Origin of the sequence: Sphingopyxis sp., from assembly GCF_036261875.1 — a bacterium.
Lineage (GTDB): Bacteria > Pseudomonadota > Alphaproteobacteria > Sphingomonadales > Sphingomonadaceae > Sphingopyxis.
On record NZ_DATAJZ010000038.1, the window covers coordinates 1 to 23,323 of the forward strand.

The 23,323-nt window shown below is 66.1% G+C and carries 22 protein-coding genes; 16 read left to right on the forward strand and 6 right to left on the reverse strand.

Annotated elements, in window-relative coordinates; translation table 11 throughout:
• Positions 1 to 428 (reverse strand): phosphoribosylformylglycinamidine cyclo-ligase (locus tag VHO04_RS16500; RefSeq protein WP_329629331.1); only part of this gene is annotated, 428 nt, incomplete at its 3' end.
• Between the two features lie 211 nt (positions 429 to 639).
• Between VHO04_RS16500 and VHO04_RS16505 the strand changes: the two genes are divergently transcribed.
• From VHO04_RS16505 to VHO04_RS16520, 4 genes are read left to right on the forward strand one after another with little or no spacing between them, the layout of a single operon-like run.
• Positions 640 to 1,911: a heavy-metal-associated domain-containing protein gene (locus VHO04_RS16505; RefSeq protein WP_329629332.1), complete on the forward strand. Its 1,272-nt coding sequence runs from the start codon at positions 640 to 642 to the stop codon at positions 1,909 to 1,911.
• On the forward strand, positions 1,911 to 2,567 hold the full coding sequence (locus VHO04_RS16510) for an HdaA/DnaA family protein (protein WP_329629333.1): 657 nt from the start codon (positions 1,911 to 1,913) through the stop codon (positions 2,565 to 2,567). Before VHO04_RS16505 ends, VHO04_RS16510 begins: the two co-directional genes overlap by 1 nt.
• Positions 2,558 to 4,729, forward strand: a complete 2,172-nt coding sequence (locus VHO04_RS16515) for an RNA degradosome polyphosphate kinase (RefSeq protein ID WP_329629334.1) — start codon at positions 2,558 to 2,560, stop codon at positions 4,727 to 4,729. The genes VHO04_RS16510 and VHO04_RS16515 overlap by 10 nt, the downstream gene beginning before the upstream one ends.
• Before the next feature lie 33 nt (positions 4,730 to 4,762).
• On the forward strand, positions 4,763 to 6,220 hold the full coding sequence (locus VHO04_RS16520) for a Ppx/GppA family phosphatase (RefSeq protein ID WP_329629335.1): 1,458 nt from the start codon (positions 4,763 to 4,765) through the stop codon (positions 6,218 to 6,220).
• A gap of 159 nt (positions 6,221 to 6,379) precedes the next feature.
• On the opposite strand, the gene rnd is transcribed toward VHO04_RS16520, so the two are convergent.
• Positions 6,380 to 7,567 carry a ribonuclease D gene (gene rnd, locus VHO04_RS16525; RefSeq protein ID WP_329629336.1) on the reverse strand — a complete coding sequence of 396 codons (1,188 nt, stop codon included), beginning with the start codon at positions 7,565 to 7,567 and terminating at the stop codon, positions 6,380 to 6,382.
• 181 nt (positions 7,568 to 7,748) lie between these two features.
• On the opposite strand from rnd, the gene aspS reads away from it, so the two are divergent.
• The 4 genes from aspS (at position 7,749) to VHO04_RS16545 (ending at position 11,970) form a co-directional block, all read left to right on the forward strand.
• A complete protein-coding gene (aspS, locus tag VHO04_RS16530) occupies positions 7,749 to 9,530 on the forward strand; it encodes an aspartate--tRNA ligase (protein WP_329629337.1) in 1,782 nt (593 codons plus the stop codon).
• Between the two features lie 113 nt (positions 9,531 to 9,643).
• Positions 9,644 to 10,516, forward strand: coding sequence for an alpha/beta hydrolase (locus VHO04_RS16535; RefSeq protein ID WP_329629338.1), 873 nt, complete (start codon positions 9,644 to 9,646; stop codon positions 10,514 to 10,516).
• A gap of 77 nt (positions 10,517 to 10,593) precedes the next feature.
• On the forward strand, positions 10,594 to 11,379 hold the full coding sequence (locus tag VHO04_RS16540) for a polyphosphate kinase (RefSeq protein WP_329629339.1): 786 nt from the start codon (positions 10,594 to 10,596) through the stop codon (positions 11,377 to 11,379).
• Between the two features lie 54 nt (positions 11,380 to 11,433).
• A complete protein-coding gene (locus VHO04_RS16545) occupies positions 11,434 to 11,970 on the forward strand; it encodes a J domain-containing protein (RefSeq protein ID WP_329629340.1) in 537 nt (178 codons plus the stop codon).
• A gap of 177 nt (positions 11,971 to 12,147) precedes the next feature.
• On the opposite strand, the gene mtgA is transcribed toward VHO04_RS16545, so the two are convergent.
• Positions 12,148 to 12,825 carry a monofunctional biosynthetic peptidoglycan transglycosylase gene (gene mtgA, locus VHO04_RS16550; protein WP_329629349.1) on the reverse strand — a complete coding sequence of 226 codons (678 nt, stop codon included), beginning with the start codon at positions 12,823 to 12,825 and terminating at the stop codon, positions 12,148 to 12,150.
• A gap of 100 nt (positions 12,826 to 12,925) precedes the next feature.
• Here mtgA and VHO04_RS16555 point away from each other — a divergent pair, with 100 nt between their 5' ends.
• Positions 12,926 to 13,720 (forward strand): transporter, encoded by a 795-nt coding sequence (locus tag VHO04_RS16555; protein ID WP_329629341.1) that lies wholly within the window; start codon positions 12,926 to 12,928, stop codon positions 13,718 to 13,720.
• Between the two features lie 143 nt (positions 13,721 to 13,863).
• Here VHO04_RS16555 and VHO04_RS16560 read toward each other — a convergent pair whose 3' ends face one another.
• The 3 genes from VHO04_RS16560 to VHO04_RS16570 form a co-directional block, all read right to left on the reverse strand.
• Entirely contained in the window at positions 13,864 to 14,250 is a 387-nt protein-coding gene (locus VHO04_RS16560) for a cupredoxin domain-containing protein (RefSeq protein WP_329629342.1), read from the reverse strand.
• 56 nt (positions 14,251 to 14,306) lie between these two features.
• Complete coding sequence (gene rpoH, locus VHO04_RS16565; protein ID WP_297663687.1) at positions 14,307 to 15,209, reverse strand: RNA polymerase sigma factor RpoH; 903 nt, start codon at positions 15,207 to 15,209, stop codon at positions 14,307 to 14,309.
• Between the two features lie 80 nt (positions 15,210 to 15,289).
• Positions 15,290 to 16,246: an RluA family pseudouridine synthase gene (locus VHO04_RS16570; RefSeq protein ID WP_329629343.1), complete on the reverse strand. Its 957-nt coding sequence runs from the start codon at positions 16,244 to 16,246 to the stop codon at positions 15,290 to 15,292.
• 142 nt (positions 16,247 to 16,388) lie between these two features.
• On the opposite strand from VHO04_RS16570, the gene VHO04_RS16575 reads away from it, so the two are divergent.
• From VHO04_RS16575 to VHO04_RS16605, 7 genes are all read left to right on the forward strand, one after another.
• Positions 16,389 to 17,033, forward strand: coding sequence for a histidine phosphotransferase family protein (locus VHO04_RS16575; protein ID WP_297663690.1), 645 nt, complete (start codon positions 16,389 to 16,391; stop codon positions 17,031 to 17,033).
• 111 nt (positions 17,034 to 17,144) lie between these two features.
• The gene (locus VHO04_RS16580) at positions 17,145 to 19,541 is read left to right on the forward strand and encodes a chemotaxis protein CheA (protein ID WP_329629344.1); all 2,397 of its coding nucleotides are present in this window, start codon (positions 17,145 to 17,147) and stop codon (positions 19,539 to 19,541) included.
• Complete coding sequence (locus VHO04_RS16585) at positions 19,538 to 19,975, forward strand: chemotaxis protein CheW (RefSeq protein ID WP_257543451.1); 438 nt, start codon at positions 19,538 to 19,540, stop codon at positions 19,973 to 19,975. Before VHO04_RS16580 ends, VHO04_RS16585 begins: the two co-directional genes overlap by 4 nt.
• Before the next feature lie 72 nt (positions 19,976 to 20,047).
• A complete protein-coding gene (locus VHO04_RS16590; protein ID WP_329629345.1) occupies positions 20,048 to 20,422 on the forward strand; it encodes a response regulator in 375 nt (124 codons plus the stop codon).
• 10 nt (positions 20,423 to 20,432) lie between these two features.
• A complete protein-coding gene (cheB, locus tag VHO04_RS16595; RefSeq protein ID WP_329629346.1) occupies positions 20,433 to 21,545 on the forward strand; it encodes a chemotaxis-specific protein-glutamate methyltransferase CheB in 1,113 nt (370 codons plus the stop codon).
• Complete coding sequence (locus tag VHO04_RS16600) at positions 21,542 to 22,414, forward strand: protein-glutamate O-methyltransferase CheR (RefSeq protein WP_329629347.1); 873 nt, start codon at positions 21,542 to 21,544, stop codon at positions 22,412 to 22,414. The genes cheB and VHO04_RS16600 overlap by 4 nt, the downstream gene beginning before the upstream one ends.
• A 67-nt stretch (positions 22,415 to 22,481) precedes the next feature.
• Positions 22,482 to 23,171 (forward strand): N-acetylmuramoyl-L-alanine amidase, encoded by a 690-nt coding sequence (locus tag VHO04_RS16605; RefSeq protein WP_329629348.1) that lies wholly within the window; start codon positions 22,482 to 22,484, stop codon positions 23,169 to 23,171.
• Positions 23,172 to 23,323 lie beyond the last annotated feature (152 nt).

The window sequence follows — 23,323 nt, forward strand, 5'->3', positions numbered from 1 at the left end:
ATCAGCGCGCAGCCCGCCTGCTTGCAGCCCTCGGCGATGCTCGCGACGACCTCGGTCGCGACATCATTGTCGAGCTTGCCAGTGGCGTAATAGTCGAGGAAGAACAGGGGCTCGGCGCCCTGCACGATCAGATCGTTGGCGCACATCGCGACCAGATCGATGCCGACCCCGTCGTGCTTGCCCGAATCGATCGCAAGCTTGAGCTTGGTGCCGACCCCGTCGTTCGCCGCGACGAGCAAGGGATCATTGAACCCCGCTGCCTTGAGGTCGAAGAAGCCGCCGAACCCGCCGAGGTCGGCGTCGGCGCCGGGGCGGCGCGTCGCTCGGGCGAGCGGAGCGATGGCACGGACCAGCGCATTGCCGGTCTCGATCGAGACGCCGGCCTGCGCATATGTGTAAGGGGCGGGCTGGTTGTGCTTGGAATCCATGGCACGCGCGACTAACGGTTCCAGCCGATAATTGCCATGATTTCCTTGTCGGTGACCTCGACTTTCGCGTAGGGCTTGCAGGAATCGTCATCCCGGCGAAGGCCGGGATCTCGCCGGGGCATTATGGCACGAGGTCGAGATTCCGACTTTCGCCGGAATGACGGACAGAGTGATGGTTGCATCTTGGTTGGGAACAAAGCGTAAGAACCCTATGACTTCGGCCGCTTTCCCCCGTTCGACTCCCGGTTTCCCGCTCCGCTCGTTCGTGCCCCGCGATTGGCGCTGGGCCGCGCTTTTCGGGCTGTTTCTGGCGGTCCTGGTCGCGGGCCTCGTCGAGGGGCAGATCGCGCGCGGCGATCGCGGCATCACTCCGATCAACAGCAGCGGCGATTTCCTCGCCAGCGGCATCACCGTCGACGTCACCGGCGACAATGCCGAGGATGCGCGTGAAAAGGGCTGGCGCGAGGCGCAGCGCAAGGGCTGGGCGCAGCTCTACAAGCGGATCAACGGCAGCGACGGCCCCGCGCTCGGCGATTCGGTGCTCGACGGCATCGTCACCGCGATCGTCGTCGAAAAGGAGCAGATCGGCCCACGCCGCTATGTCGCGACGCTGGGCGTCCAGTTCGATCGTGTCCGCGCGGGGCAGATTCTCGGCGTCAGCGGCCGCACTTTGCGCTCGCCGCCCCTGCTCGTCATCCCCGTCTATTCGATCGACGGGATCGAGCAGGTGTTCGAGCAGCGCAGCGCGTGGCAGCGCGCCTGGGCCGAATATAATACGGGGCAGAGCGCGATCGACTATGTCCGCACCGCGGGCACCGGCGCCGACACTTTGCTGCTCAATCCGGGGCAGACCGGCCGCCGCGGCCGCGTCTGGTGGCGCGTGATCCTCGACCAATATGGCGCCGCCGACGTGCTGATCCCGATCGCGCGGGTCGAATACAGCTATCCCGGCGGGCCGATCCGGGGCGTTTTCACCGCGCGCTTCGGCCCCGATAACAAGCTGATCGACAGCTTCACCATGACCGGCCCCAGCCCGGCGGCGCTGCCCGACATGATGGAGAAGGCGGTCGCGCGGATGGATGCGATCTATACCGGCGCGCTCGCGGCGGGCGTGCTCAAGACCGACACCTATCTTGTCCTCGAAAAGCCGGTCGAAAAGGCCGACCTTCCCGAGGAGGCGGTGACCGAGGATGACGCGCTGCCGACCGAAACCGACAGCAGCACGCCCGCGACGCCCGTCGCCGGGGTGCAAAGCTTCACTGTCCAGTACAGCTCGCCCGACGTCGATTCGGTGTCGGTGACCGAACGCGCGGTCGGCGGCGTCGCGGGGGTGCAGTCGGCGTCGACGACCAGCCTCGCGCTCGGCGGCACCTCGGTGATGCGCGTCAGCTTCCGCGGCGACCTTGCGGCCCTGAAGGCGGCGCTCGCCGCGCGCGGCTTCAAGGTGCAGGAGGGCGGCGGGCAACTGCGGATCAGCCGCTGATGGCCGGACCTTCGGGACAGATCGCGCTGCCGCTCGACTGGAGCGCCGGCGGCGCCAACGACGGGCCGCTGATCGTTGGCGCGAGCAACGCCGACGCGGTGCGCTACCTTCGCCACGTCGCGACCTGGCCGGTGCGGACCGCGGTGCTGACCGGCCCGCGTGGATCGGGGCGCAGCCTGATCGGCCGCCTGTTTGCGCGCGAAACCGGCGGGCGGGTGATCGACGGTCCCGCCAGCGTCTCCGAAGAGGAGATTTTCCACGCCTGGAACGCGGCCCAATCCTCGGGCACGCCGCTGCTCATCATCGCCGACGCGCCGCCTGCGGAATGGAATATCGCGTTGCCCGATCTGCGCTCGCGCCTCGCCGCCGTCCCGGTGCTGACGATCGGCGAGCCCGACGATTGCCTTGCGCGCGACCTGATCGAGGCGCTGTTCGCGCAGCGCGGCATCGCGATCGCGCCCGAAGTGCCCTCCTATATCGTGCCGCGCATGGAGCGCAGCTATGCGATGATCCACCGCATCGTCGCGGCGCTCGACGCCGCCTCGCTCGAAAAAGGGCGCGGCATCGGCGTTCGTCTTATTCGTGAAACATTACTGTCACAGGGCTTGATCGACCCCGATCTTCTCGAAAGACAGGATGCAACACCATGTCGATAGCCGGCGGCCCCCTGCGCGCGGACAATGACGCCGATACGGCGACCCCTTCCTTCGGCCCCGAACGCTTCTTCAACCGCGAACTGTCGTGGCTCGCCTTCAACCGGCGGGTGATGGAGGAAGCGCGCAACCCCGCGCATCCCTTGCTCGAACGACTGCGCTTCCTGTCGATTTCGGGGAGCAATCTCGACGAATTCTTCATGGTCCGCGTCGCAGGACTGAAGGGGCAGCAGCTTCAGGGGATCGACGATCCCTCAGCCGACGGCCGTTCGCCGGGGCAGCAACTCGCCGAGATCGAGGCCGAGGTGAACCGTCTCGTCGATCAGCAGCAGAGCGAATGGCAATTGCTGCATCGCCAGCTCGGCGAACAGGGGATCGTCGTGCATGGCGCCGGGTCGGACAAGGAGGCGCTGCGCACCCGGCTGCGCCAATATTTCATCGACCAGATATTTCCCATCCTGACCCCGCAGGTGCTCGATCCCGCGCACCCCTTTCCCTTCATTCCCAATCGCGGGTTGGGCGTGATCTTCGATCTTCAGCGCAAGGCGACCGGCGATACGGTACGCGAATTGGTGATGATCCCCGCTTCGCTGGCGCGCTTCGTCGCGGTGCCGGGGGAAGCGAGCGCTTTCGTGCCGATCGAATATCTGATCGAGCTGTTCGCCGACCTGCTCTTTCCGGGCTTCGCGGTGCGCTCGCTCGGCGTTTTCCGCATCATCCGCGACAGCGACATTGAAATCGAGGAAGAGGCCGAGGATCTCGTCCGCCTGTTCCGCACTGCGATCCGCCGCCGCCGCCGCGGGCGCGTCATCCTGCTCGAACTCGAAGCCGACATGTCGGCCGAAATCGCGGAGGTGCTGGGCGCCGACATTCAGGGGCATGAGGCGATGGTCGCTAAGATCGGCGGCTTCATCGGGCTCGCGGCGCTGTCGGCGCTCGTCGACATCGACCGGCCCGACCTCAAATTCCCCGCTTACTCGCCGCGCTTTCCCGAGCGCATCCGCGAGCATGGCGGCGATTGCTTCGCGGCGATCCGCTCGAAGGACATCGTTGTCCATCACCCCTATGAAAGCTTCGACGTCGTCGTCTCTTTCCTGCGCCAGGCCGCCGCCGATCCCGACGTCGTCGCGATCAAGCAGACGCTCTATCGCGCGGGCAATCAGTCGCCGGTGATCCGCGCGCTGATCGAGGCGGCCGAGGCGGGCAAGTCGGTGACCGCGATCGTCGAACTCAAGGCGCGCTTCGAAGAGGAGCAGAACCTCCTTTGGGCGAACCAGCTCGAACGCGCGGGCGTGCAGGTCGTCTACGGCTTCATCGAGTGGAAGACCCACGCCAAAATCTCGATGGTCGTACGCCGCGAAGGGCAGGGCTATCGCACCTACTGCCACTTCGGCACCGGCAATTATCATCCGGTGACCGCGCGCATCTATACCGATTTGAGCTTTTTCACCGCCGACCCGCGCGCCGGGCGCGATGCGGCGCAGCTCTTCAATTACATCACCGGCTATGTCGAGCCCGAGCGGCTCGAACTCATCACCATGTCGCCGCTCAACATGCGCCAGCACCTCTGCGACCTGGTCGATGCCGAGATCGCGGCCGCGAAAGCGGGACGGGCGTCGGGCCTGTGGGCGAAGATGAACAGCCTCGTCGACCCCGGCATCATCGACAAGCTTTACGAAGCGAGCGCGGCGGGGGTGCCGATCGACCTGATCGTGCGCGGCATCTGCTGCCTGCGTCCCGGTGTGCCGGGGCTGTCGGAGACGATCCGCGTCAAATCGGTCGTCGGCCGCTTTCTGGAGCATAGCCGCATCTGGGCCTTCGCCAACGGTGCGCGCCTGCCGCATAGCGGCGCGAAACTCTATATCTCCAGCGCCGACTGGATGCCGCGCAACTTCGACCGCCGGGTCGAATATATGATCCCGATCGAGAATCCGACGGTGCACGACCAGATTCTCGACCAGGTGCTCGTCGCCAATCTGATCGACAATGAGCAAAGTTGGGTGCTGCAACCAGACGGCACCTATCGCCGGCTGGTTCCGGGCGACAAGCCGTTCAACCTGCATCATTATTTCATGAACAACCCGTCGCTGTCGGGCCGCGGCACCGCGCTGCACAAGCGCCACGACGTTCCCACGCTCGACTTTCCCATGCGCGAGGATCGATAGATTTTGAGCCTTTCCCGCTCCCCGAAGAACGCCGTGCGCCGCTCGGCGGTGATCGACATCGGCTCCAACTCGGTCCGCATCGTCGTCTATGAAGGCCCGGCGCGCGCGCCGGCGGTGATCTTCAACGAAAAGGTCGCGGCGGGGCTTGGCCGCGGGCTCGCGATCGACGGCCGCATCGCACCCGAAGATGCCGAGCGCGGTCTCATCGCGCTGCGCCGCTATGCGCTGCTCGCGCGGCATATGGGGGTGACCGACCTGCAGTGCGTTGCGACCGCGGCGGTGCGCGACGCCGCCAACGGCCCGGTTTTCATCGCCGCCGCTGCCGAAGCGGGGCTCGAAATTCGCCTGCTGTCGGGCGAGGAAGAGGCCGAGGCGGCGGGGTACGGCGTGCTGTCGGCGATCCCCGACGCGCGCGGGATCGCGGTCGACCTGGGGGGTGGCAGTCTGGAGCTTGCCGAGGTCGCCGACGGTGCGGTCGGGCGGCGCGCTTCCTTTCCGCTCGGCGTGCTGCGCCTGCCCGCGCTGCGCAAGGATGGCGAACAGGCGTTCGAGCGCGCGATCCGCAAGATGCTGAAAAGCGCGGGCTGGCCGAACGGCGGGCTGTCGGGCTTGCCGCTCTATCTCGTCGGCGGGTCGTGGCGCGCGCTGTCGCGCCTCGACCTCGAACTGACGAAAGATCCGCTCGCGGTGCTCGACCAGCACAGGCTGCCGCGCACCGCGCTCCGCCGCCTGCTCCGTGCGACGAAGCGGCTGAGCTTCGAGGAATTGCGCGCGATTCCCGGCATGGCGGCGAACCGCGCGGCGGCCTTGCCCGACGCAGCGGCGCTGCTCGCCGCGCTCGTCAATATTCTCGACGTGCCCGAAATGACGGTGTCGTCCTCGGGTTTGCGCGAAGGCTTGTTGTTCCAGGCGCTCGATGCCGAGACGCGGGTGCAGGATCCGCTGATCATCGCCGCCGATTTCGAGGGGCGTCGATTGGCGCGGTTCGCGCCGCACGGCCGGGCGATCGCCGACTGGATCGCTCCGCTCTTTGCCGACGAAGCTCAGGAGGATAGCCGCGTCCGCCTCGCCGCGAGCCTGCTCAGCGACGTCGCCTGGTCGGCGAACCCCGATTTCCGCGCCGAGCGCGGCACCGAGATCGGCCTCCACGGTAATTGGCGCAGCATCGACATTCAGGGGCGCATATTGCTGGCGCGGGCGCTCTATGCGGGGTTCGGCGGTGCCGATTCCGACTTTCCCGCGATGGGCCGATTGGTCAGCGACGAGCGGCTGGCGCGGGCGCGGCAATGGGGTCTGGCGATCCGCCTCGCACAGCGGCTGACCGGCGGCGTCGAGGCGCCGTTGAAGGCCAGCGGCATCGCGCTCGCCGACGGCAAGCTCAGGCTCTGCCTCGATGCCGGCTGGCACCATCTCGCGGGCGAATCGGTCGAACGCCGCCTGCGCATCCTCGCGCAGGCGCTCGATGCGAAGCCGGAGCTGGTGCTGCTTTAGAGCACGGCGGGTCTTCTAATCTCACCCACCGCTCCGTTCGTGTCGAGCGAAGTCGAGACACCCATCGGCCTTGCGCGACACTGATGGGTGTCTCGACTTCGCTCGACACGAGCGGGATTGGGGTGATGTCGATCTAACGCAGGGCGCGGTCTTCGCAGGTCAGACTTCGCTGGCCGTCGCTGTGTCGATTTCGCTCATCACCAGCTTGCCGTTCTTCACGGCGAAACCCATGCGCCCCTCGACCAGATCGAGGGCGGCGTGGCCGAAGACGTCGTAGCGCCAGCCCTGCATCAACGCGATGCCGTCGCGGCCGCCCGCGGCGAGCGCTTCGAGGTCGTCGCTGCGCGCGATCAATCGCGCGGCGGCGTTGAGTTCGCGGGCGCGAATCTTGAGGAGCAGCTTCAAAAGGTCGGCGACCAGCGCGCCTTCCTTACCGAGCCCCGGCCCGCGCGGCGCGCGGTCGGGCATATCCTCCTTCGACAGCGGCTTGGCGCTCGCGAGCGCGTCCATCAGCCGCCCGCCGATGTCGTTCGCCTTCCACGTCGCCGACAGTCCGCGCACGCCGCCGAGCCCTTCCTGCTGCTTCGGCGGATGCGCGGCGAGGTCGGCGAGCGTCTCGTCCTTGACGATGCGGCCGCGCGGGAGGTTCTTGGTCCGCGCCTCGCGCTCGCGCCACGCGGCGAGCGCCTTCAGTCGCCCGAGCACGTCGGGTTTGCGCGATGGAATCTTGATCCGCTGCCAAGCCTTGTCGGGATCGAGGCTGTAGTTGGCGGGGTTGGCGAGCTTTTCCATCTCCTCGTCGAGCCAATGGCCGCGGCCGGTCTTGATCAGCTTCTTCAGCATCATCGGGAAAATCTTCGCGAGATGCGTGACGTCGCCGATCGCATAATCGATCTGGCGCTTGTCGAGCGGGCGGCGGCTCCAGTCGGTGAAGCGCGCGCCCTTGTCGAGTTGCAGCCCGATCCATGCCTCGACCAGATTGGAATAGCCGACCTGCTCGGCCTGCCCCAGCGCCATCTGGCCGATCTGGGTGTCGAAGATCGGGTGCGGCGTTTTGCCGGTCAGGTTGAAGATGATTTCGACATCCTGCCCGCCCGCGTGAAAGACCTTCAGCACATCCTGATTGTCGACGAGCAGGTCGAGCAGCGGTTTCAGGTCGATTCCCGGCGCCATCGGATCGATCGCCGCAGCATGGTCGCTGTCCGCGACCTGGATCAGGCAGAGTTCGGGCCAGAAGGTATTTTCGCGCATGAATTCGGTATCGACCGCGATGAAATCGCTGGTCTTGATCAGGTCCAAAAATTCGACGAGCGCGGCGCTGGTTTCGATAAGCGGATGGATTTGCATATGGGGCCTATACAGCGACTTTTTCGCGACGGGCAGGAAAATTTACCAGAGATGAACTGGTTGCCGACGGAGAGGCGAATCCCCGTCCGCCCTTGACAAATGGCGCGCCGCATTGCCTTAGGCGCGGCCATATAAAGCACGTATCGTGTGACTTTTCTCCAATCACTGAAAGACGATCAAAATGCACGCCTATCGCACCCATAATTGCGGCCAGCTTCGCGCCGAGGATGTCGGCCAGAATGTCCGCGTTTCGGGCTGGGTGCACCGCAAGCGCGACCATGGCGGGCTGCTCTTCGTCGACTTGCGCGACCATTATGGCCTGACGCAGATCGTCGCCGACAGTAGCGATGCGGCGTTCGCGACGCTTGACGGCCTGCGCGCCGAAAGCGTCGTGACGATCACCGGCGACGTCGTCGCGCGCTCGGCGGAGACGGTCAACGCGGGCCTGCCGACCGGCGCGATCGAAGTGCGCGCGCGGGACGTTTCGGTCCAGTCGATGGCGGCCGAGCTGCCGATGCCGGTCGCGGGCGACCAGGACTATCCCGAGGATATTCGCCTGAAATACCGCTTCCTCGATCTGCGCCGCGATCGTTTGCACAAGAATATCCTGCTGCGCTCGAACGTCATTGCCAGCCTGCGCCGCCGCATGGTCGAGCAGGGCTTCACCGAATATCAGACGCCGATCCTGACCGCCTCGTCGCCCGAGGGCGCGCGCGACTATCTGGTGCCGAGCCGCGTCCATCCGGGCAAATTTTATGCGCTGCCGCAGGCGCCGCAGATGTTCAAGCAGCTGCTGATGGTCGCGGGCTTCGACCGCTATTTCCAGATCGCGCCCTGTTTCCGCGACGAGGATGCGCGCGCCGATCGTTCGCCGGGCGAGTTCTACCAGCTCGACTTCGAGATGAGCTTCGTGACGCAGGACGATGTGTTCAATGCGATCGAGCCGGTGCTCGCGGGCGTGTTCGAGGAGTTTGCGAACGGCCGGTCGGTGACCCCGGCGGGCAGCTTCCCGCGCATTCCGTACCGCGAGTCGATGCTGAAATACGGCAACGACAAGCCCGACCTGCGCAACCCGCTGATCATCACCGACGTGTCGTCGCACTTCGCGGGATCGGGTTTCGGTCGCTTCGCCGACATCGTCGCGGTGGGCGACGTGGTGCGCGCGATCCCGGCGCCGGGGACGGCGGAGAAGAGCCGCAAATTCTTCGACGATATGAACAGCTGGGCGCAGGGCGAGGGTTTTGCGGGCCTCGGCTATGCGACGCGCAAGGGCGGCGAATGGGGCGGCCCGATCGCCAAGAACCATGGGCCGGAGAAGATGGACGCGCTCGCCGCCGACCTCGGCCTCGGCCCCGACGACGGGCTGTTCTTTGCCGCGGGCAAGGAAGCCGTGGCGGCCAAGCTCGCCGGCTTTGCCCGCACCCGCGTCGCCGAGCAACTCGACCTCATCGATGCGAACAAGTTCGAGATGTGCTGGATCGTCGACTTCCCGATGTTCGAGACCGACGAGGACACCGGGAAGATCGATTTCAGCCACAATCCCTTCTCGATGCCGCAGGGCGAACTCGAAGCGCTCGAAACGAAAGACCCGCTCGACATCCTCGCGTGGCAATATGACATCGTCTGCAACGGCGTCGAACTGTCATCGGGCGCGATCCGGAACCATCGGCCGGACATCATGTACAAGGCGTTCGAGATCGCGGGCTACAGCCAGGCCGATGTCGACAGCAATTTCGCGGGCATGATCAACGCCTTCAAATATGGCGCGCCGCCGCACGGCGGTTCGGCACCGGGCGTCGATCGCATCGTCATGCTGCTCGCCGACGAGCCGAATATCCGCGAAGTCGTCGTCTTCCCGATGAACCAGAAGGCCGAGGACCTGATGATGGGCGCTCCGGCGCCGGTCAGCGAGAAGCAGCTCAAGGAACTGAGCATCCGCCTGGTGGACGGCCCGAAGAGCTGAGCGTGGGTAAAGCGTCTGCCTTCTTTTTTCGTCATCCCGGCGAAGGCCGGGATCTCGCTGGTGCGTCAGGTCGAGACGGTGAGATCCCGGCCTTCGCCGGGATGACGATTTAGATGGGGCAACCTCGGGAACACCGGCTCAAGGCGCCGGGCGGCGATATCTGCTGGTTCGAGTGGGGCGCGCCGGGGGCGGGGGCTTCGGTGCTGCTGCTCCATGCGACGGGTTTCCATGCGCGGCTGTGGGACCGGGTCGCCGCCGCCCTGCCGGCGGGGACGCATGTCGTCGCGCCCGATCATCGCGGTCATGGGCGCAGCTTCAAGCCCGCGTCGCTCGCGGACTGGACCGGCAATGCCGCGGCGCTGCTGTCGCTTGTCGATCGCTTCGCGGGGACGCCGCTGGTCGGCTGCGGACACAGCATGGGGGGATATGTGCTGACCCGGCTCGCCGCCGAGCGGCCCGATGCCTTTCGCCGTCTGATCCTTATCGACCCGGTGATCATGGATCCCGGCCTCTATCGGGGGCAGGATAGGTTGCCGGTGCCCGATCCGGCCGAGCATCCGGTCGCGCGCCGCCGCAACATATGGGCGAGTGCCGAAGAGATGCGGGCGCGTTTTGCCGATCGTCCGCCCTACAGCCGCTGGGAGCCGCGGGTGCTCGCTGATTATTGCGACCATGGCCTGCTGCCCGCGGCGTCGGGCGAGGGCTATGAACTCGCCTGTCCACCGGCGCTCGAAGCTTCGATGTACCAGAATGCGCTGCGCACCGATCCGCACGCCTGGCTGGGCGATGTGACGACGCCGGTGACGCTGATCCGCGCGCCGCAGGGGACGCGCGGCGACGCGATGGATTTTTCGCAGAGTCCGACCTGGACCGGCCTGGGTCCGGCGCTCCATGCCGAGCGCGACGAACTCTGGGACGCGCACAGCCATTTCATCCCGATGGAAGCGCCGGAGCGCGTCGCCGGTCTGATCGCCGCCACGCTTTGACGCGTCCGGCTGTGCCGGAACCGGACATAATGCATCGCCCGCTTGGTTCGGCGTCCGCGACTGGATAGGAAGGCGCGATGACCATCTCGCTCTCCGACTATGAAGCCGGCGCCAAATATGACGGCGACTATGGCAAGGATCTCGCGGCGCTGGAGGATCGGCTCGAACGGTTACAGGCGGCGCACATCACCCATGGCCAGCGCAGCGTCATCATGCTCGAGGGCTGGGACGCGGCGGGGAAGGGCGGGATCATCCAGCGGCTGACCGCGTCGCTCGACCCCCGCTATTTCGAGGTGTGGCCGATCGGTGCGCCGAGCGAGGAGGAGAAGGCGCGCCATTTCCTCTGGCGTTTCTGGAAGCGATTGCCCGGCAACCGCGAAATCTCGATCTTCGACCGGAGCTGGTACGGCCGCGTCCTCGTCGAACGCGTCGAGGGCTTCGCGACCGACGCCGAATGGCGCAAGGGCTATGACGAGATCAACGAGTTCGAAGCGCAACTGACCGGCAGCGCCACCCACCTCGTCAAGCTGTTCGTCCACATCACGCAGGACGAGCAGGACAAGCGCTTCGCCGACCGGCTGAACGATCCGTGGAAGCGGTGGAAGACCGGCGCCGAGGATTATCGCAACCGCGCGAAGCGCAAGGACTATCTCGCCGCGATGGACGAGATGTTCCAGCAGACCGACACGCGCTGGGCGCCGTGGAAGGTGATCGACGGCAACAACAAGAAGGCGGCGCGCATCGCCGCGCTCACCCATATCGCCGAAACGCTGGAGGCGGCGGTGCCGATGACGCCGCCGGCTCTCGACCCCGCGGTGGTCAAGCTGGCGCACAAGGCGTTCGGTTACGCCGCGAAAGACTAGCTTTTTGGGCCGCCCTGCCTAGCCATTGCGCCTCCCAATCGCTACATGGGCGCGATGAGCCGCGCCAAGAGATCCGACGATTGGGGTTTTCCCCGCTGGCGCCCCTATGGTTCGTCGCGCGAAACGCAGAAGGTTCGGCTGTGCGACCGTCACGGTTGCACCAACCCCGGCAACTGCCCTGCGCCCAAATCGCCGAACAGCCCCGAACGCTGGTATTTCTGCGAAACCCACGCCGCCGAATATAATCGCAGCTGGGACTATTTCGCCGGCCTGTCCGCCGAGGATGCCGCGGCACGCGCGGCCGAGGAAGCGCAGGGCGCGCGCAGCTATGCCCGCGCCCAGCATTATGCCTGGGGCGGATCGGGTGACGGCAGCCGCAGCGCCGACGAGATGCGCGCGCTGGAGATACTCGACCTCGAACCCGACGCCGATTTCGAGGCGACGAAGAGGGCGTGGCGCAATCTCGCCAAGGAATGCCATCCCGACGTCAAGCCGGGCGACGCCGAGGCGGCGAAGCGCTTCGCTGCGGGGCAGGCGGCGTTCGAGGTGCTCAAGCAGGCCGAAGAGCGGAAGAGTTGGAAGCCGGCTTAGGGCGCGCAAGCGACTAGAGCCGAACCTCTCCTTCATCGTCACCCCGGACTTGATCCGGGGTCCCGCTTGAGATCGAAGACCGTTCATTCGCAGGAAAAAGCGGGATCCCGGGTCAAGCCCGGGATGACGAACGGTGGATAAGCCAGCGTCCGCTCACCACCCCAAATCATACCCTATTTATTTATAAACGCACGCATCCAGCCCGTCGCGCCCGACAACCCCGATCCGCGCGCGGATCGAATTGCCGTAGCGCCGCGTGAAGCCCGAGGGACTGATTGCTTCGCGCTTCTTGGGCAGCGGCAGGATTGCGGCGATGCGCGCGGCTTCCTGCGGGGTCAGCTTGTCTGCGCCATGCTTGAAATAGCGCTGCGCGCCCGCTTCGACGCCATAGGTACCGAGACCGGTTTCGGCGACGTTGAGATAGACCTCCATGATCCGCCTTTTGCTCCAGACTTTCTCGATGAGGAAGGTGAACCAGACCTCGGGCACCTTGCGGAGGTAGCGGGTCCAGCCGCTGCCCTGCCACAGGAAGACATTCTTTGCGGTCTGCTGGCTGATCGTCGAGCCGCCGCGGATGCGCTTGCCCTTGGCATTGCGTTCGATCGCCTGTTCGATCGCCTGACGGTCGAACCCGTCGTGACTGCAGAATTTGCCGTCCTCGGCGGCGATCGCGGCGCGCACCATGTTGCGGTCGATATGGGACAGGCCCGTCCAGTCCTTGGTGATGCCATTGCCGTCGGTCAGCATGGTGATGGTCACCGGGGGCGGCACCACCGCATAGAGCAGTACCCAGAGGACCGAGACGAGGATGAAGCCAAGGACGATCTTGGCCGTGGTCTTGAAAAGCCGTCCCATCGTGAATTTCGTGCGCGCCTTGCTTTTCCTTCGCATCGATCCGGCGTAGTCGAGCGGGATGCAAAGGAAAAGACCTGATCATCGTCCCAGACTTCGCTTGATGGGCGGCGGATTCGTTCTGCTCGTGGCGCTTGCCGCTGCGTGCCCGGCGATGGCCGAAGAGGGGCGCGATCTTTGCCCGGATCGCCCCGGTCTCGGCACCCCGGCCTGCACCGTCGAGCCGGGGCGGATCGTCTTCGAACTCGGGCTTGCTGACTGGACGCGCGAGCAGGACGGGCCTGAGCGCACCGACACGGTCCTGGCCGGCGACGCGCTGCTGCGGATCGGATTGACCCCGTCGCTCGAGGCGCAGGTGGGGTGGACCGCGATCGGCCACGTCCGCGAGCGCGACGCGGCGCTCGGCACCGTGCGCCAGCGGACGCGCACGGGCGATGTGGCGCTCGCGCTGCGGCAGAATCTGCGCAATCCCGACGGATCGGGCTTTTCGATCGCCGCGATGCCCTATGCCAGCCTGCCGACCGACGGGAACGGAGTGGGGGCGGGCGATTGGGGCGCGGGGCTGCTCGTTCCGATCGGGATCGAGGCGGGACCGGTGTCGATCGGGCTGACGCCGCACGTCGATGCCGCGGTGGACGGCGACGGCGATGGCCGGCATCTCGCTTATGGCACCGTTGCGGGGCTGGGTTTTGACCTGTCGGACGCGGTGTCGGTATCGACCGAGATTTCCTTCACCCGCGACCGCGACCCGGCGGGGCACGCGAGCGAGTGGCTGGCGGGGCTTTCGGCGGGGTGGCAGACCAGCGATGACAGCCAATGGGACGCGGGCGTGAACCTCGGGCTCAATCGCGACAGCCCGGACTTTCAGCTTTATGCGGGATATGTGCGGCGCTTCTGACTGTAGCCGACGTAGAAAAGCCGCGTGTCCCCGCGAAGGCGGGGACCCATCTCCTGCCGGTTCAAAATGGCATCGGCGAAGATGGGCTCCCGCCTTCGCGGGAGCGCAGGGTGCCTTTTAAAGGGCTGGGGGCGACCGCTATCTCAGTCGACGACGACCTTGCCCGTCATGCCCAGCGACGAATGCATGAAGTGCGAGCAATGCGCTTTATAGGTGCCTGCCCTAGGCGTCAGCGTCACGTCGCTGCTTTCGCCCTTGCCGAGGGAAACGCGGCCCTTGGCGCCTTCGACGCGGGCGCGGTTCGCGGCGTCCATCGTTGCGGCGGCGAAGAATTCGGGGGCGGTGAAATCATGCCCGCCCGAGCCGCCGTTGGTGAAATGGATCGTCACCGACTGGCCGGCATGGAGGTGCAGGTCGGCGGGCGTGAAGCTGAAATTCGCCAGCGTCACCGTCACCTTCGCCGGCGCTTCGGCGGCGATGACGGGAACGGACAGGGCGAGAGCCGCGAGAGTGAACGAAAGGATACGCATGGCATGTCTCCTCGGTCGGAACATCCGGCGCGTCAGGGCACCCGCGATCTTTCGGCTCAGGCGTTGATCAGACGCCGGTCGCCCGCGAGCTTGAGCATCGCCTTTTGCAGCTTCTCGAAAGCGCGCACCTCGATCTGGCGCACGCGTTCGCGGCTGACGTCATAGACCTGGCTCAGATCCTCGAGCGTCTTGGGGTCGTCGGTCAGGCGGCGTTCGGTGAGGATATGGCGTTCGCGCTCGTTGAGGGTCGCGAGCGCTTCGCTCAGCAGCGCGTGGCGCACGTCGCGTTCCTCAGCCTCGGCGACGCGTTCGTCCTGGAGCGGGCCCTCGTCGCCGAGCAGATCCTGCCACTGGCTGTCGCCGTCCTCGCCCATCGGCACGTTCAGCGATGTGTCGCCGCCCATCGCCATGCGGCGGTTCATGCTGACCACCTCGTCCTCGGTCACGCCGAGGTCGGTGGCGATCTTGGTGAGATGTTCGGGGCTGAGGTCGCCATCCTCGAACGCTTCGAGATTATTCTTCATCCGGCGGAGGTTGAAGAACAATTTCTTCTGCGCCGCGGTGGTGCCCATCTTCACGAGGCTCCACGAGCGGAGGATGAATTCCTGGATCGAGGCGCGAATCCACCACATCGCATAGGTGGCGAGGCGGAAGCCGCGTTCGGGGTCGAACTTCTTCACGCCCTGCATCAGGCCGATATTGCCCTCGCTGATCAGCTCGCTGACCGGCAGGCCATAGCCGCGATAGCCCATCGCGATCTTCGCGACGAGGCGAAGGTGCGAGGTGACGAGCTGCGCCGCCGCTTCATTGTCGCCATGCTCCTGAAAGCGCTTCGCGAGCATATATTCCTGCTCGGGCGTCAGCAGCGGAAATTTGCGGATTTCGGCCAGATAGCGGTTCAGGCTCGCCTCACCGCCGAGCGCGGGCACCGTGGCCGGAACATTGCTTTTATGAGCCATTTTTAGCGTCTTCCCTAATATTTCAGAGGAGAGAATGCCGCGGTTGCCTCCAGCGGTCGAGATAGATTTTCATTCGAAACTTAAACGCGCAATTCATCGAGCAGTTCCCGCATATCCGGGGGGAGTTCGCTGTCGAGCGCGATCGGGTTACCCGTCACCGGATGAATAAAGCCCAAATGGGCCGCGTGCAACGCCTGACGCGCGAAGTTACGGGCTTTTAATAGTTCCGAAAGCGGCTTTTTGACCCGCCCGTAGACCGGGTCGCCGACCAGCGGATGACCGATATGCGCCATATGAACGCGCACCTGATGGGTGCGACCGGTTTCCAGCCGGCATTCGACCAGCGTCGCACCCTTCAGCGGCTCGATCGTCCGATAGTGGGTGATCGCATGTTTCCCGCGCCCTGCGGCGACCACCGCCATCTTCTTGCGGTTGGTGGCCGACCGGCCGAGCGCGGCGTCGACGGTGCCGTTCGCGGGCATCGGGCGCCCGGTCGCGAGCGCGAGATAGCGGCGGTCGATGCTGTGCGCGGCGAATTGCTTTGCGAGGCCTTCGTGCGCTTTGTCGTGCTTCGCGGCGACGATCAGCCCGCTGGTATCCTTGTCGATGCGGTGGACGATGCCGGGGCGGGCGACGCCGCCGACCCCCGAAAGCTGTCCCGCGCAATGATGGAGCAGCGCGTTGACCATCGTGCCGTCGAGATTGCCCGCGGCGGGGTGGACGACCATCCCGGCAGGCTTGTCGACGACGATCAGATGCTCGTCCTCATAGGCGATGACGAGGTTCATGTCCTGCGCGATATTGTGCGCGGGGGCCGGAGCGGGAAGGCGGACCGCCAGCGTCGTGGGGGTCGCGGTCTTGGCCGACGGGTCCCACAGCACGGTTCCGGCGGCATCGGCGACGCGGCCGCCCTTGATCAGCGTCTTCAACCGCTCGCGCGAAAGGTCGGGAAGCGCCTCGGCAAGCGCTCGGTCGAGCCGCAGCCCGGCAGCGGCGCCCGACAGCATCACGGTCAGTATTTCGTCGTCCCCCAACATTGACCGCGATATGGGAGCGAGCGGCGGAATTTCAAGGTGCGGGACCGGCTCTACGAGGCTTCGCCCTTGCCCTTAACCATGTCCCTGCCTTAGGGAGCAGGCGCGAACCGGAAAGGTCCGGTCTGCGGGGAGCCTGTCCATCATGTCCGACGATCGCGTCGATTTCGCCTCCATGCTCGCTTCGCGGCTGTGCCATGATCTGCTGAGCCCGGTCGGGGCGTTCGCCAACGGCCTCGAACTGCTGGCCGATGAAAAAGACCCCGAGATGCGCGCGCGCTGCATCGAATTGCTCGAACAGAGCGCGCGAACGTCGGCGAACAAGCTCAAATTCTTCCGCCTGGCTTTCGGCTCGGCGGGCGGCTTCGGCGAGCGCGTTCCTGCCGACGAGGCGAAGTCGGCGATCGAGGGCATCATCGGCGACCGCGCGATCGAGCTCAACTGGATGATCGGCGCCGACCCGCTGCCCAAGCCCGCGGTCAAGATCATCCTCAACCTGTCGCTGCTGCTCGTCGATGCGCTGGTGCGCGGCGGACGGCTCGACATCGGCTGCGAAAATCAGGGGGCGGGGGGTATCGAAATCGCGCTGCATGTCGAGGCCGAGCGCCTGTTCCTCGACGCCGATGTCGAGCGCATCCTGGCCGAGGGCGAAGGCGCGAGCGCGATGACCTCGCGCACCGCGCCCGCGGTGCTGGTGCAGGCGGTCGCGAAGCAGAATGGCGGCACGGTGATGCTGGCGCGGGAAACGCCGACCTCGCTGCTGGTCGGGGCGGTGCTGAAGGAGCGCTGAGCGCCCGATTCTCGGGCGCAAAAATCTTTCATATTCTCCCAAGAGCAAACTCTCCATTAACCATTGTCGGCCATGGTGGAGCCTCGAATTTTTGGGGCGCGCCGACACGCGATGGACGATCTGCTGACCGATTTTCTTGCCGAAACGGCGGAAATCCTTGCCGAGGCCGGCGGGGCGCTGGTGGCGTGGGAAGCGGACCCCGCCGACCGCGCCCGGCTCGATGCGATTTTCCGCCTCGTTCACACGATCAAGGGCAGTTCGAGCTTTCTCGCGCTGCCGCGAGTTACGGCGCTGTCCCATGCCGCCGAGGATGCGCTCGATCAGGTTCGCCGCGGGAATCGCGCCGCGAATGCCGAGCTGGTCACCGGCGTGCTGGGCATCGTCGATCGTCTGTCGCAGCTTTGCGCGCTGTTGGGACAGGCGGGGGTCGAGCCGCCGGGCGACGATCGCGATGTCATCGCGGCCCTGGCGGCGGATGGAGAAACCCCCGAAGCCCCGGAAACCACCGCCGATGGCGGCGAGATCCAGCTTCGCCGCGAGGATGATTTCGCGATCGATGCGCAGGGCTGGCGAACGATCCGCGTGCCGTTGCCCCTGCTCGACAGCGTGATGACCGGAGTCACCGACATCGTCCTCGCGCGCAACGAATTCGCGCGGATGCTCCGTGAAACGGGCGTTGATCCGTCGCTGATCGCGTCGTTCGACCGCCTGTCGGATTCGATTGCGGGAATGCGCCAGTCGGTCAGCCAGATGCGGATGCAGCGCATCGACAAATTGTTCGCGCCGCTGCCGCGCATCGTCCGCGACCTGGCACAGGATCTCGGCAAGAAAATCCGCTTCGCCACCAGCGGCGGCGAGGTCGAACTCGACCGCGAGATGATGGAGAATATCCGCGATCCGCTGATCCACATCGTCCGCAACGCGATCGATCACGGCATCGAGAAGCTCGACGACCGCGTCGCGGCGGGCAAGGACATCACCGCCAGCATTTCGGTGTCGGCGCGCCAGTCGGGCAACCAGATCGAGATCGAGGTGCGCGACGACGGGCGCGGCCTGTCGCCCGACGCGCTGGTCCAGAAGGCGATCGCGGCGCGGCTGCTGTCCGCGGCCGACGCGCGGGCGCTGACCCCGCGCGAAAAGCTCGATCTGATCTTTCGTCCCGGCTTTTCGACGGCGTCGAAGATCACCGCCATTTCGGGCCGCGGCGTCGGCATGGATATCGTCAAGGCGAATGTCGAGAAGATCGGCGGCGTCGTCGACCTGCGCAACGACGAAGGCCGCGGCCTCGCGGTCGTGCTGCGCGTGCCGATGACGCTGACGATCATCTCGGGCCTGATGGTCCGCGCGGCGGGGCAATATTTCGCGATTCCGCGCGGCTCGGTGCGCGAAATCCTGCTCGAGACGAACGACAGCGTCCGCATCGAGCGCATCGGCGGCGGCGAACTCGTCACCGTGCGCGGCGAGCCTTTCCCGCTGCTCCGCCTCGAAACCGTCCTCGGCCGCGAGCGCGACCCGGGCGACGATGTCGAGGACCGCGCGCTCGTCCTCGTCCGGCCGGGGCAGGGGCAGAGCTATGCGCTCAGCGTCGCGGCGATCCACGACCATGAGGAACTGGTGATCAAGCCCGCGGCGCCGATGATCATGGCGACCGGGCTCTATGCGGGAACGACGCTTCCCGACAATGGCCGGCCGGTGCTGCTGCTCGACGTGCAGGGGATTCTCGCCGCCGCCGCGATCGATGCGTCGGAAGCGGGACGTGGCATGGACCGTGCGGTCGAGGCCGACGCCAGCGCGGCCGCCGAACGCGGCGCCGCGCAGCTTCTGTTGTTCCGCGACGTCGGCGGCCGCACGCGCGGCGTCCGTCTGTCGGTCATCGAACGCGTTGAGGAAGTGCCCGCGCTGGCGCTCTTCGAAAGCGCCGGCCGTATCCAGGTGCAGATCGGCGACGACATCTTCCCGGTCCACGCCGCGCGGCTGCCCGAGGATCATGGCGCGCTGAAGCTGCTGCGCCTCTACGACGGGCAGATGGTGCTCTGCTATCCGATCGAGGCGGTGATCGACATCGTCCGCCTGCCCGACATGACTCAGCCGGCCGCGGCGCCGGGGCTGATCGCGGGCGTGGTGCTGATCGGCGGCGAGCCGGTCGAGATCGTCGATCCCTTCTGGCTGATGGAGCAATATGCGCCCGGTCTGGCCGCCGCGCCCGCGGCGCGCCAGCCGGTGTGCCGCCTCGCCGACGACCGCGACAGCTGGGGCGACAATTTTCTGGCGCCGATCCTGCGGAGCGCGGGTTATCGCGTCGTGCCCGAAGGTTCCGACGAAGCGGCCGACGTGCTGCTCTGCCTGACCGATGCGGGCATTTGCGCGCAAGATGGCGGCGATGTACCGGTAATCCGGCTGCGTGCTTCGGCAGCCGCGGCCGGCGCCGACGACGACACTGTCTATCGCTACGATCGCGGCGCGCTGCTCGAGGCGCTGCGCCGCCATGTCGGGGGAGGGCGCCCATGATGGAAAAGCTCTATCTGATCGCGCGCATCGCCGACACGCGCGTCGCGCTGCGCAGCCGCTCGATCCATTCGGTCGTCGCGGTCGGCACCCCGGTTGAGGTGCCCGCCGCGCCGCCGCACGTCGCGGGGCTGTTTGCGCTGCGCAGCCGCGTCTTCACGCTGATCGATCCGCATGTCGTCGTCGGCCTGGCCCCGGTTCCGGCCGTTGCTGGCCAGCGCGTCGTCGTCGTCGATGTCGCCGAGCACGGCTATGCGCTGCTCGCTGACGCGATCGAGGACGTCTGCTTCATCGACGCGCCCGAGGCGCGGGTCACCGGCAAGCTGCTTCCGGGCTGGGCGCGCGTCGCCGAAGCGATGATCGAGCATGAGGGACAATCCTTGCTCGTCGTTGATCCGGCGCATTTTATCACGCTGCCCGCGCTTAAGGCTGCGTGATGCCGGTCGTATTAACACCCTGCACACCCCTTCGTTCTAGCATGGCGTCAACCCCGGGGGTCGGAGGCATAAATGTCTAAATCTTGTCTGGTCGTCGACGACAGCAAAGTGATTCGCAAGGTCGCGCGTCATATCCTTGAAAGTATGTCCTTTTCGGTTGAAGAAGCCGCCGACGGACAGGAGGCGCTGACCTTTTGTCGCGCGAACCGTCCCGACGTGATCCTGCTCGATTGGAACATGCCGGTGATGAGCGGAATGGAATTTCTCGGCGCCTTTAACGATCTCGACTATGGGCGTGAGGATCGGCCGCGCGTCGTCTTCTGCACCACCGAGAACAGCATCGACCATATTCGCGCCGCGATCGAGGCGGGGGCCGACGAATATGTAATGAAGCCGTTCGACCGCGAAACGCTCGAAGGAAAGCTGCAACTCGTCGGCGTGGCCTGAGGCCTGATCGATGGCGCGCTCCGCTCTTCTGCCGACCGATCCGCAGGGGAAGGAACGCCCCGCAGGCCGCAGCGTTCGCGTGATGCTGGTCGACGACAGCCTCGTCGTCCGCAGCATCCTCGAACGCATCGTCGCCCAGACGCCGGGACTGATGGTTTGCGCCTCGGTGGCCTCGGCGCATGATGCGCTGGCCTTTCTGGCGTCAGAACCCGTCGATGTCGTCGTGCTCGATATCGAAATGCCGGGGATGAACGGCATCGACGCGCTGCCGCACATATTGGAACGCGCCGCCAATGCCCGCGTCCTGATCCTGTCGTCGAACTGCGTCGAAGGCGGCCCGGCGGCGATCGAAGCGCTCGCGCTCGGCGCCAGCGACACGCTCGCCAAGCCCGGCCGCGGCAGCTTCTCGGGCCGCTTTGCCGAAGTGCTGACCGATCGCATCCTGTCGCTCGGGCAGCTTGAACCCGTTCCCACGGCGGCGCGCATCGCCTTTCGCCCGCCGGTTCCCCCGGCCGCGGTCGCGGTGGATGCCGACCAGCGGCTCGAATGTATTGCGGTCGCGGCGTCGACCGGCGGCATTCCGGCTTTCGCCAATTTCCTGACCCATCTCGATCCCCGGATCACCGCACCGATCCTGCTCACCCAGCATCTGCCCGATGCCTTCATGGAATTTTACGCGCGGCAGATCGCGACGATGACCAGGCGCAAGGTGTGCGTGGCCGACGCGGGGATGCTGGTCGAACGCGACCATATCTATCTCGCCCCCGGCGACGCGCATCTGATGGTGATCGCGAGCGGCGCGCGCCGCGAGATCGCGCTCGACCGGCGGCCGGTCGAGAATGGCTGTTGTCCGTCGGCCGACCCGATGCTCGCGTCGGTCGCCGAAGCCTATGGCGCCGGCGGGGTCGCGGTCGTGCTGAGCGGCATGGGCCGCGACGGCGCGCAGGGCGCCCAGCGGCTCAAGGCGGCGGGCGGGACGATCTTTGCCCAGGCGCCCGAAAGCTGCGTGATCTGGGGAATGCCCGGCGCGGTGGCGAAGGCCGGCCTCGCGGCGGCGACGCTCAACCCCGACGCGATCGCGCTGATGCTGCGCGGCTATCTTCCCGGGCGCCGTCCGTCATGATGGGCGGGACGGCGAGCGAATCGGCCTATCGCGTGCTGATGGGCGTGCTCGAATCGCGGACCGGGCAGACGCTGTCGCCGAACCGCATCTGGCGCATCGAAATGTCGCTGAAACCGGTGATGCAGCGGCACGGCATCAGCGATCTCGACGCGCTCGTCGCGGCGCTCGTGACCTCGAACAGCCGCCAGCTGCTCGACGACACGGTCGATGCGATGCTCAACAATGAAACCTATTTCTATCGCGAACATAGCGTGTTCGACGATATTGCTAACAGCGCGCTTGAATATATCCATCGCATCAACCTGCGCGAGCGGCGGCTGACGATCTGGCATTGCGGCGTGTCGACGGGGCAGGAAGCCTATTCGATGGCAATGCTGCTGGCCGAACAGGACAGCAAATGGGCCGGGTGGCGCGTCGATATCGTCGGCACCGACGTCAGCTATCACGCGGTCGGCCGCGCCCGCGTCGGGCTTTACAGCCAGTTCGAGATTCAGCGCGGCCTGCCGGTGCAGCGGATGGTGCGCTGGTTCGACCAGACCGAAGCGGGCTGGCTCGCCAAGGCGGATTTGCGCCGCCGCGTCGATTTCTCGGTCCAGAACATGCTGATCGACCGGCCGCCGCTTGCAGCACCCGCAGACCTGATCTTCTGTCGCAACCTGCTGCTCTATTTCTCGCTGCCGATGCGGCAAAAGGCGTTTGCGCGGCTGCGCGCGGTGGCGGCGCCGCAAAGTTTCCTCATCCTCGGTGCGGGTGAGACGGTGCTGGGGCAGACCGACCAGTTCGTCGCGAGCCCGCGGTTGCGCGGCCTTTACGAGCCCGCCGACCAGCAGGTCCGCCATTCGCCCATCGCGTCGCAGGCGGCCGCCTGACCTTGCTTTTTCCCATCCGCTGGCGCAGGGGAAAGGCAGGGCAGGGACAGGATGGACCGCAAAGCGCATGAGCGATTTTATCGAACGCTGGTCACCCAATTTCGACGAGCGCGCGCTGCCCATATCGATGATCGTTCTCCATTATACCGGTATGAAGACCGGCGCCGAAGCCCTTGATCGGCTTGCCGATCCCGAGGCGAAGGTGTCGGCGCACTATGTCGTCAGCGAGGATGGCCAGATCACGCACATGGTGCCCGAAGACAAGCGCGCCTGGCACGCTGGCAAGTCGCACTGGCGCGGGGTGAACGACATCAATTCGGCGAGCGTCGGGATCGAGATCGTCAATCCGGGGCACGAATGGGGCTATGTGCCCTTTCCCGATCCGCAGGTGGCGTCGGTTGTCCGCCTCGTCCACCAGATCAAGGATCGCTATGCGATCACGCGCGGCAATGTCGTCGGCCATTCGGACATCGCGCCGACCCGCAAGCAGGATCCGGGCGAGCTTTTTCCGTGGGAGGAACTTGCGCGCCGCCGCCTCGCGCTGCCGCGCCCGACCAGGAAACTGACCGACCCCTTGTGGACCGATGCGGGCTTTCTGCTCGCGCTTGAGCGCTTCGGTTACGACGTGACCGACGGTTTCGCGGCGACCGTGGCCTTTCAGCGGCGGTTCCGGCCCGAACTGATCGACGGCACGATCGACGGCGAATGCCGCGCGATCCTGCTCGCGCTGCTGCTGCCGCAGCCTGAGGGCAATTGATTGGCGGCTGGCGACCGATTGCGGACATAGGTAAGGATCATATTCTCTCCCCTTGAGGGAGAGATACGAAGGCTTGGCAGCTTGCTGCCTAGCCGAAGTTGAGAGGGGGTTTTGCGTCCGCTGGCGTCGCCCCCCTCTCCAAGCTTCGCTAG

Coding starts and splice junctions, on each gene's coding strand:
- VHO04_RS16535 (WP_329629338.1), top strand. CDS start 9,644: ATGGGGCAACCTCGGGAACACCGGCTCAAGGCGCCGGGCGGCGATATC.
- VHO04_RS16575 (WP_297663690.1), top strand. CDS start 16,389: ATGTCCGACGATCGCGTCGATTTCGCCTCCATGCTCGCTTCGCGGCTG.
- VHO04_RS16605 (WP_329629348.1), top strand. CDS start 22,482: ATGAGCGATTTTATCGAACGCTGGTCACCCAATTTCGACGAGCGCGCG.
- VHO04_RS16590 (WP_329629345.1), top strand. CDS start 20,048: ATGTCTAAATCTTGTCTGGTCGTCGACGACAGCAAAGTGATTCGCAAG.
- VHO04_RS16540 (WP_329629339.1), top strand. CDS start 10,594: ATGACCATCTCGCTCTCCGACTATGAAGCCGGCGCCAAATATGACGGC.
- VHO04_RS16515 (WP_329629334.1), top strand. CDS start 2,558: ATGTCGATAGCCGGCGGCCCCCTGCGCGCGGACAATGACGCCGATACG.
- cheB (WP_329629346.1), top strand. CDS start 20,433: ATGGCGCGCTCCGCTCTTCTGCCGACCGATCCGCAGGGGAAGGAACGC.
- VHO04_RS16555 (WP_329629341.1), top strand. CDS start 12,926: ATGGGCGGCGGATTCGTTCTGCTCGTGGCGCTTGCCGCTGCGTGCCCG.
- VHO04_RS16570 (WP_329629343.1), bottom strand. CDS start 16,246: ATGTTGGGGGACGACGAAATACTGACCGTGATGCTGTCGGGCGCCGCT.
- VHO04_RS16505 (WP_329629332.1), top strand. CDS start 640: ATGACTTCGGCCGCTTTCCCCCGTTCGACTCCCGGTTTCCCGCTCCGC.
- rnd (WP_329629336.1), bottom strand. CDS start 7,567: ATGCAAATCCATCCGCTTATCGAAACCAGCGCCGCGCTCGTCGAATTT.
- rpoH (WP_297663687.1), bottom strand. CDS start 15,209: ATGGCTCATAAAAGCAATGTTCCGGCCACGGTGCCCGCGCTCGGCGGT.
- mtgA (WP_329629349.1), bottom strand. CDS start 12,825: ATGGGACGGCTTTTCAAGACCACGGCCAAGATCGTCCTTGGCTTCATC.
- VHO04_RS16560 (WP_329629342.1), bottom strand. CDS start 14,250: ATGCGTATCCTTTCGTTCACTCTCGCGGCTCTCGCCCTGTCCGTTCCC.
- VHO04_RS16580 (WP_329629344.1), top strand. CDS start 17,145: ATGGACGATCTGCTGACCGATTTTCTTGCCGAAACGGCGGAAATCCTT.
- VHO04_RS16600 (WP_329629347.1), top strand. CDS start 21,542: ATGATGGGCGGGACGGCGAGCGAATCGGCCTATCGCGTGCTGATGGGC.
- VHO04_RS16510 (WP_329629333.1), top strand. CDS start 1,911: ATGGCCGGACCTTCGGGACAGATCGCGCTGCCGCTCGACTGGAGCGCC.
- VHO04_RS16545 (WP_329629340.1), top strand. CDS start 11,434: ATGAGCCGCGCCAAGAGATCCGACGATTGGGGTTTTCCCCGCTGGCGC.
- aspS (WP_329629337.1), top strand. CDS start 7,749: ATGCACGCCTATCGCACCCATAATTGCGGCCAGCTTCGCGCCGAGGAT.
- VHO04_RS16585 (WP_257543451.1), top strand. CDS start 19,538: ATGATGGAAAAGCTCTATCTGATCGCGCGCATCGCCGACACGCGCGTC.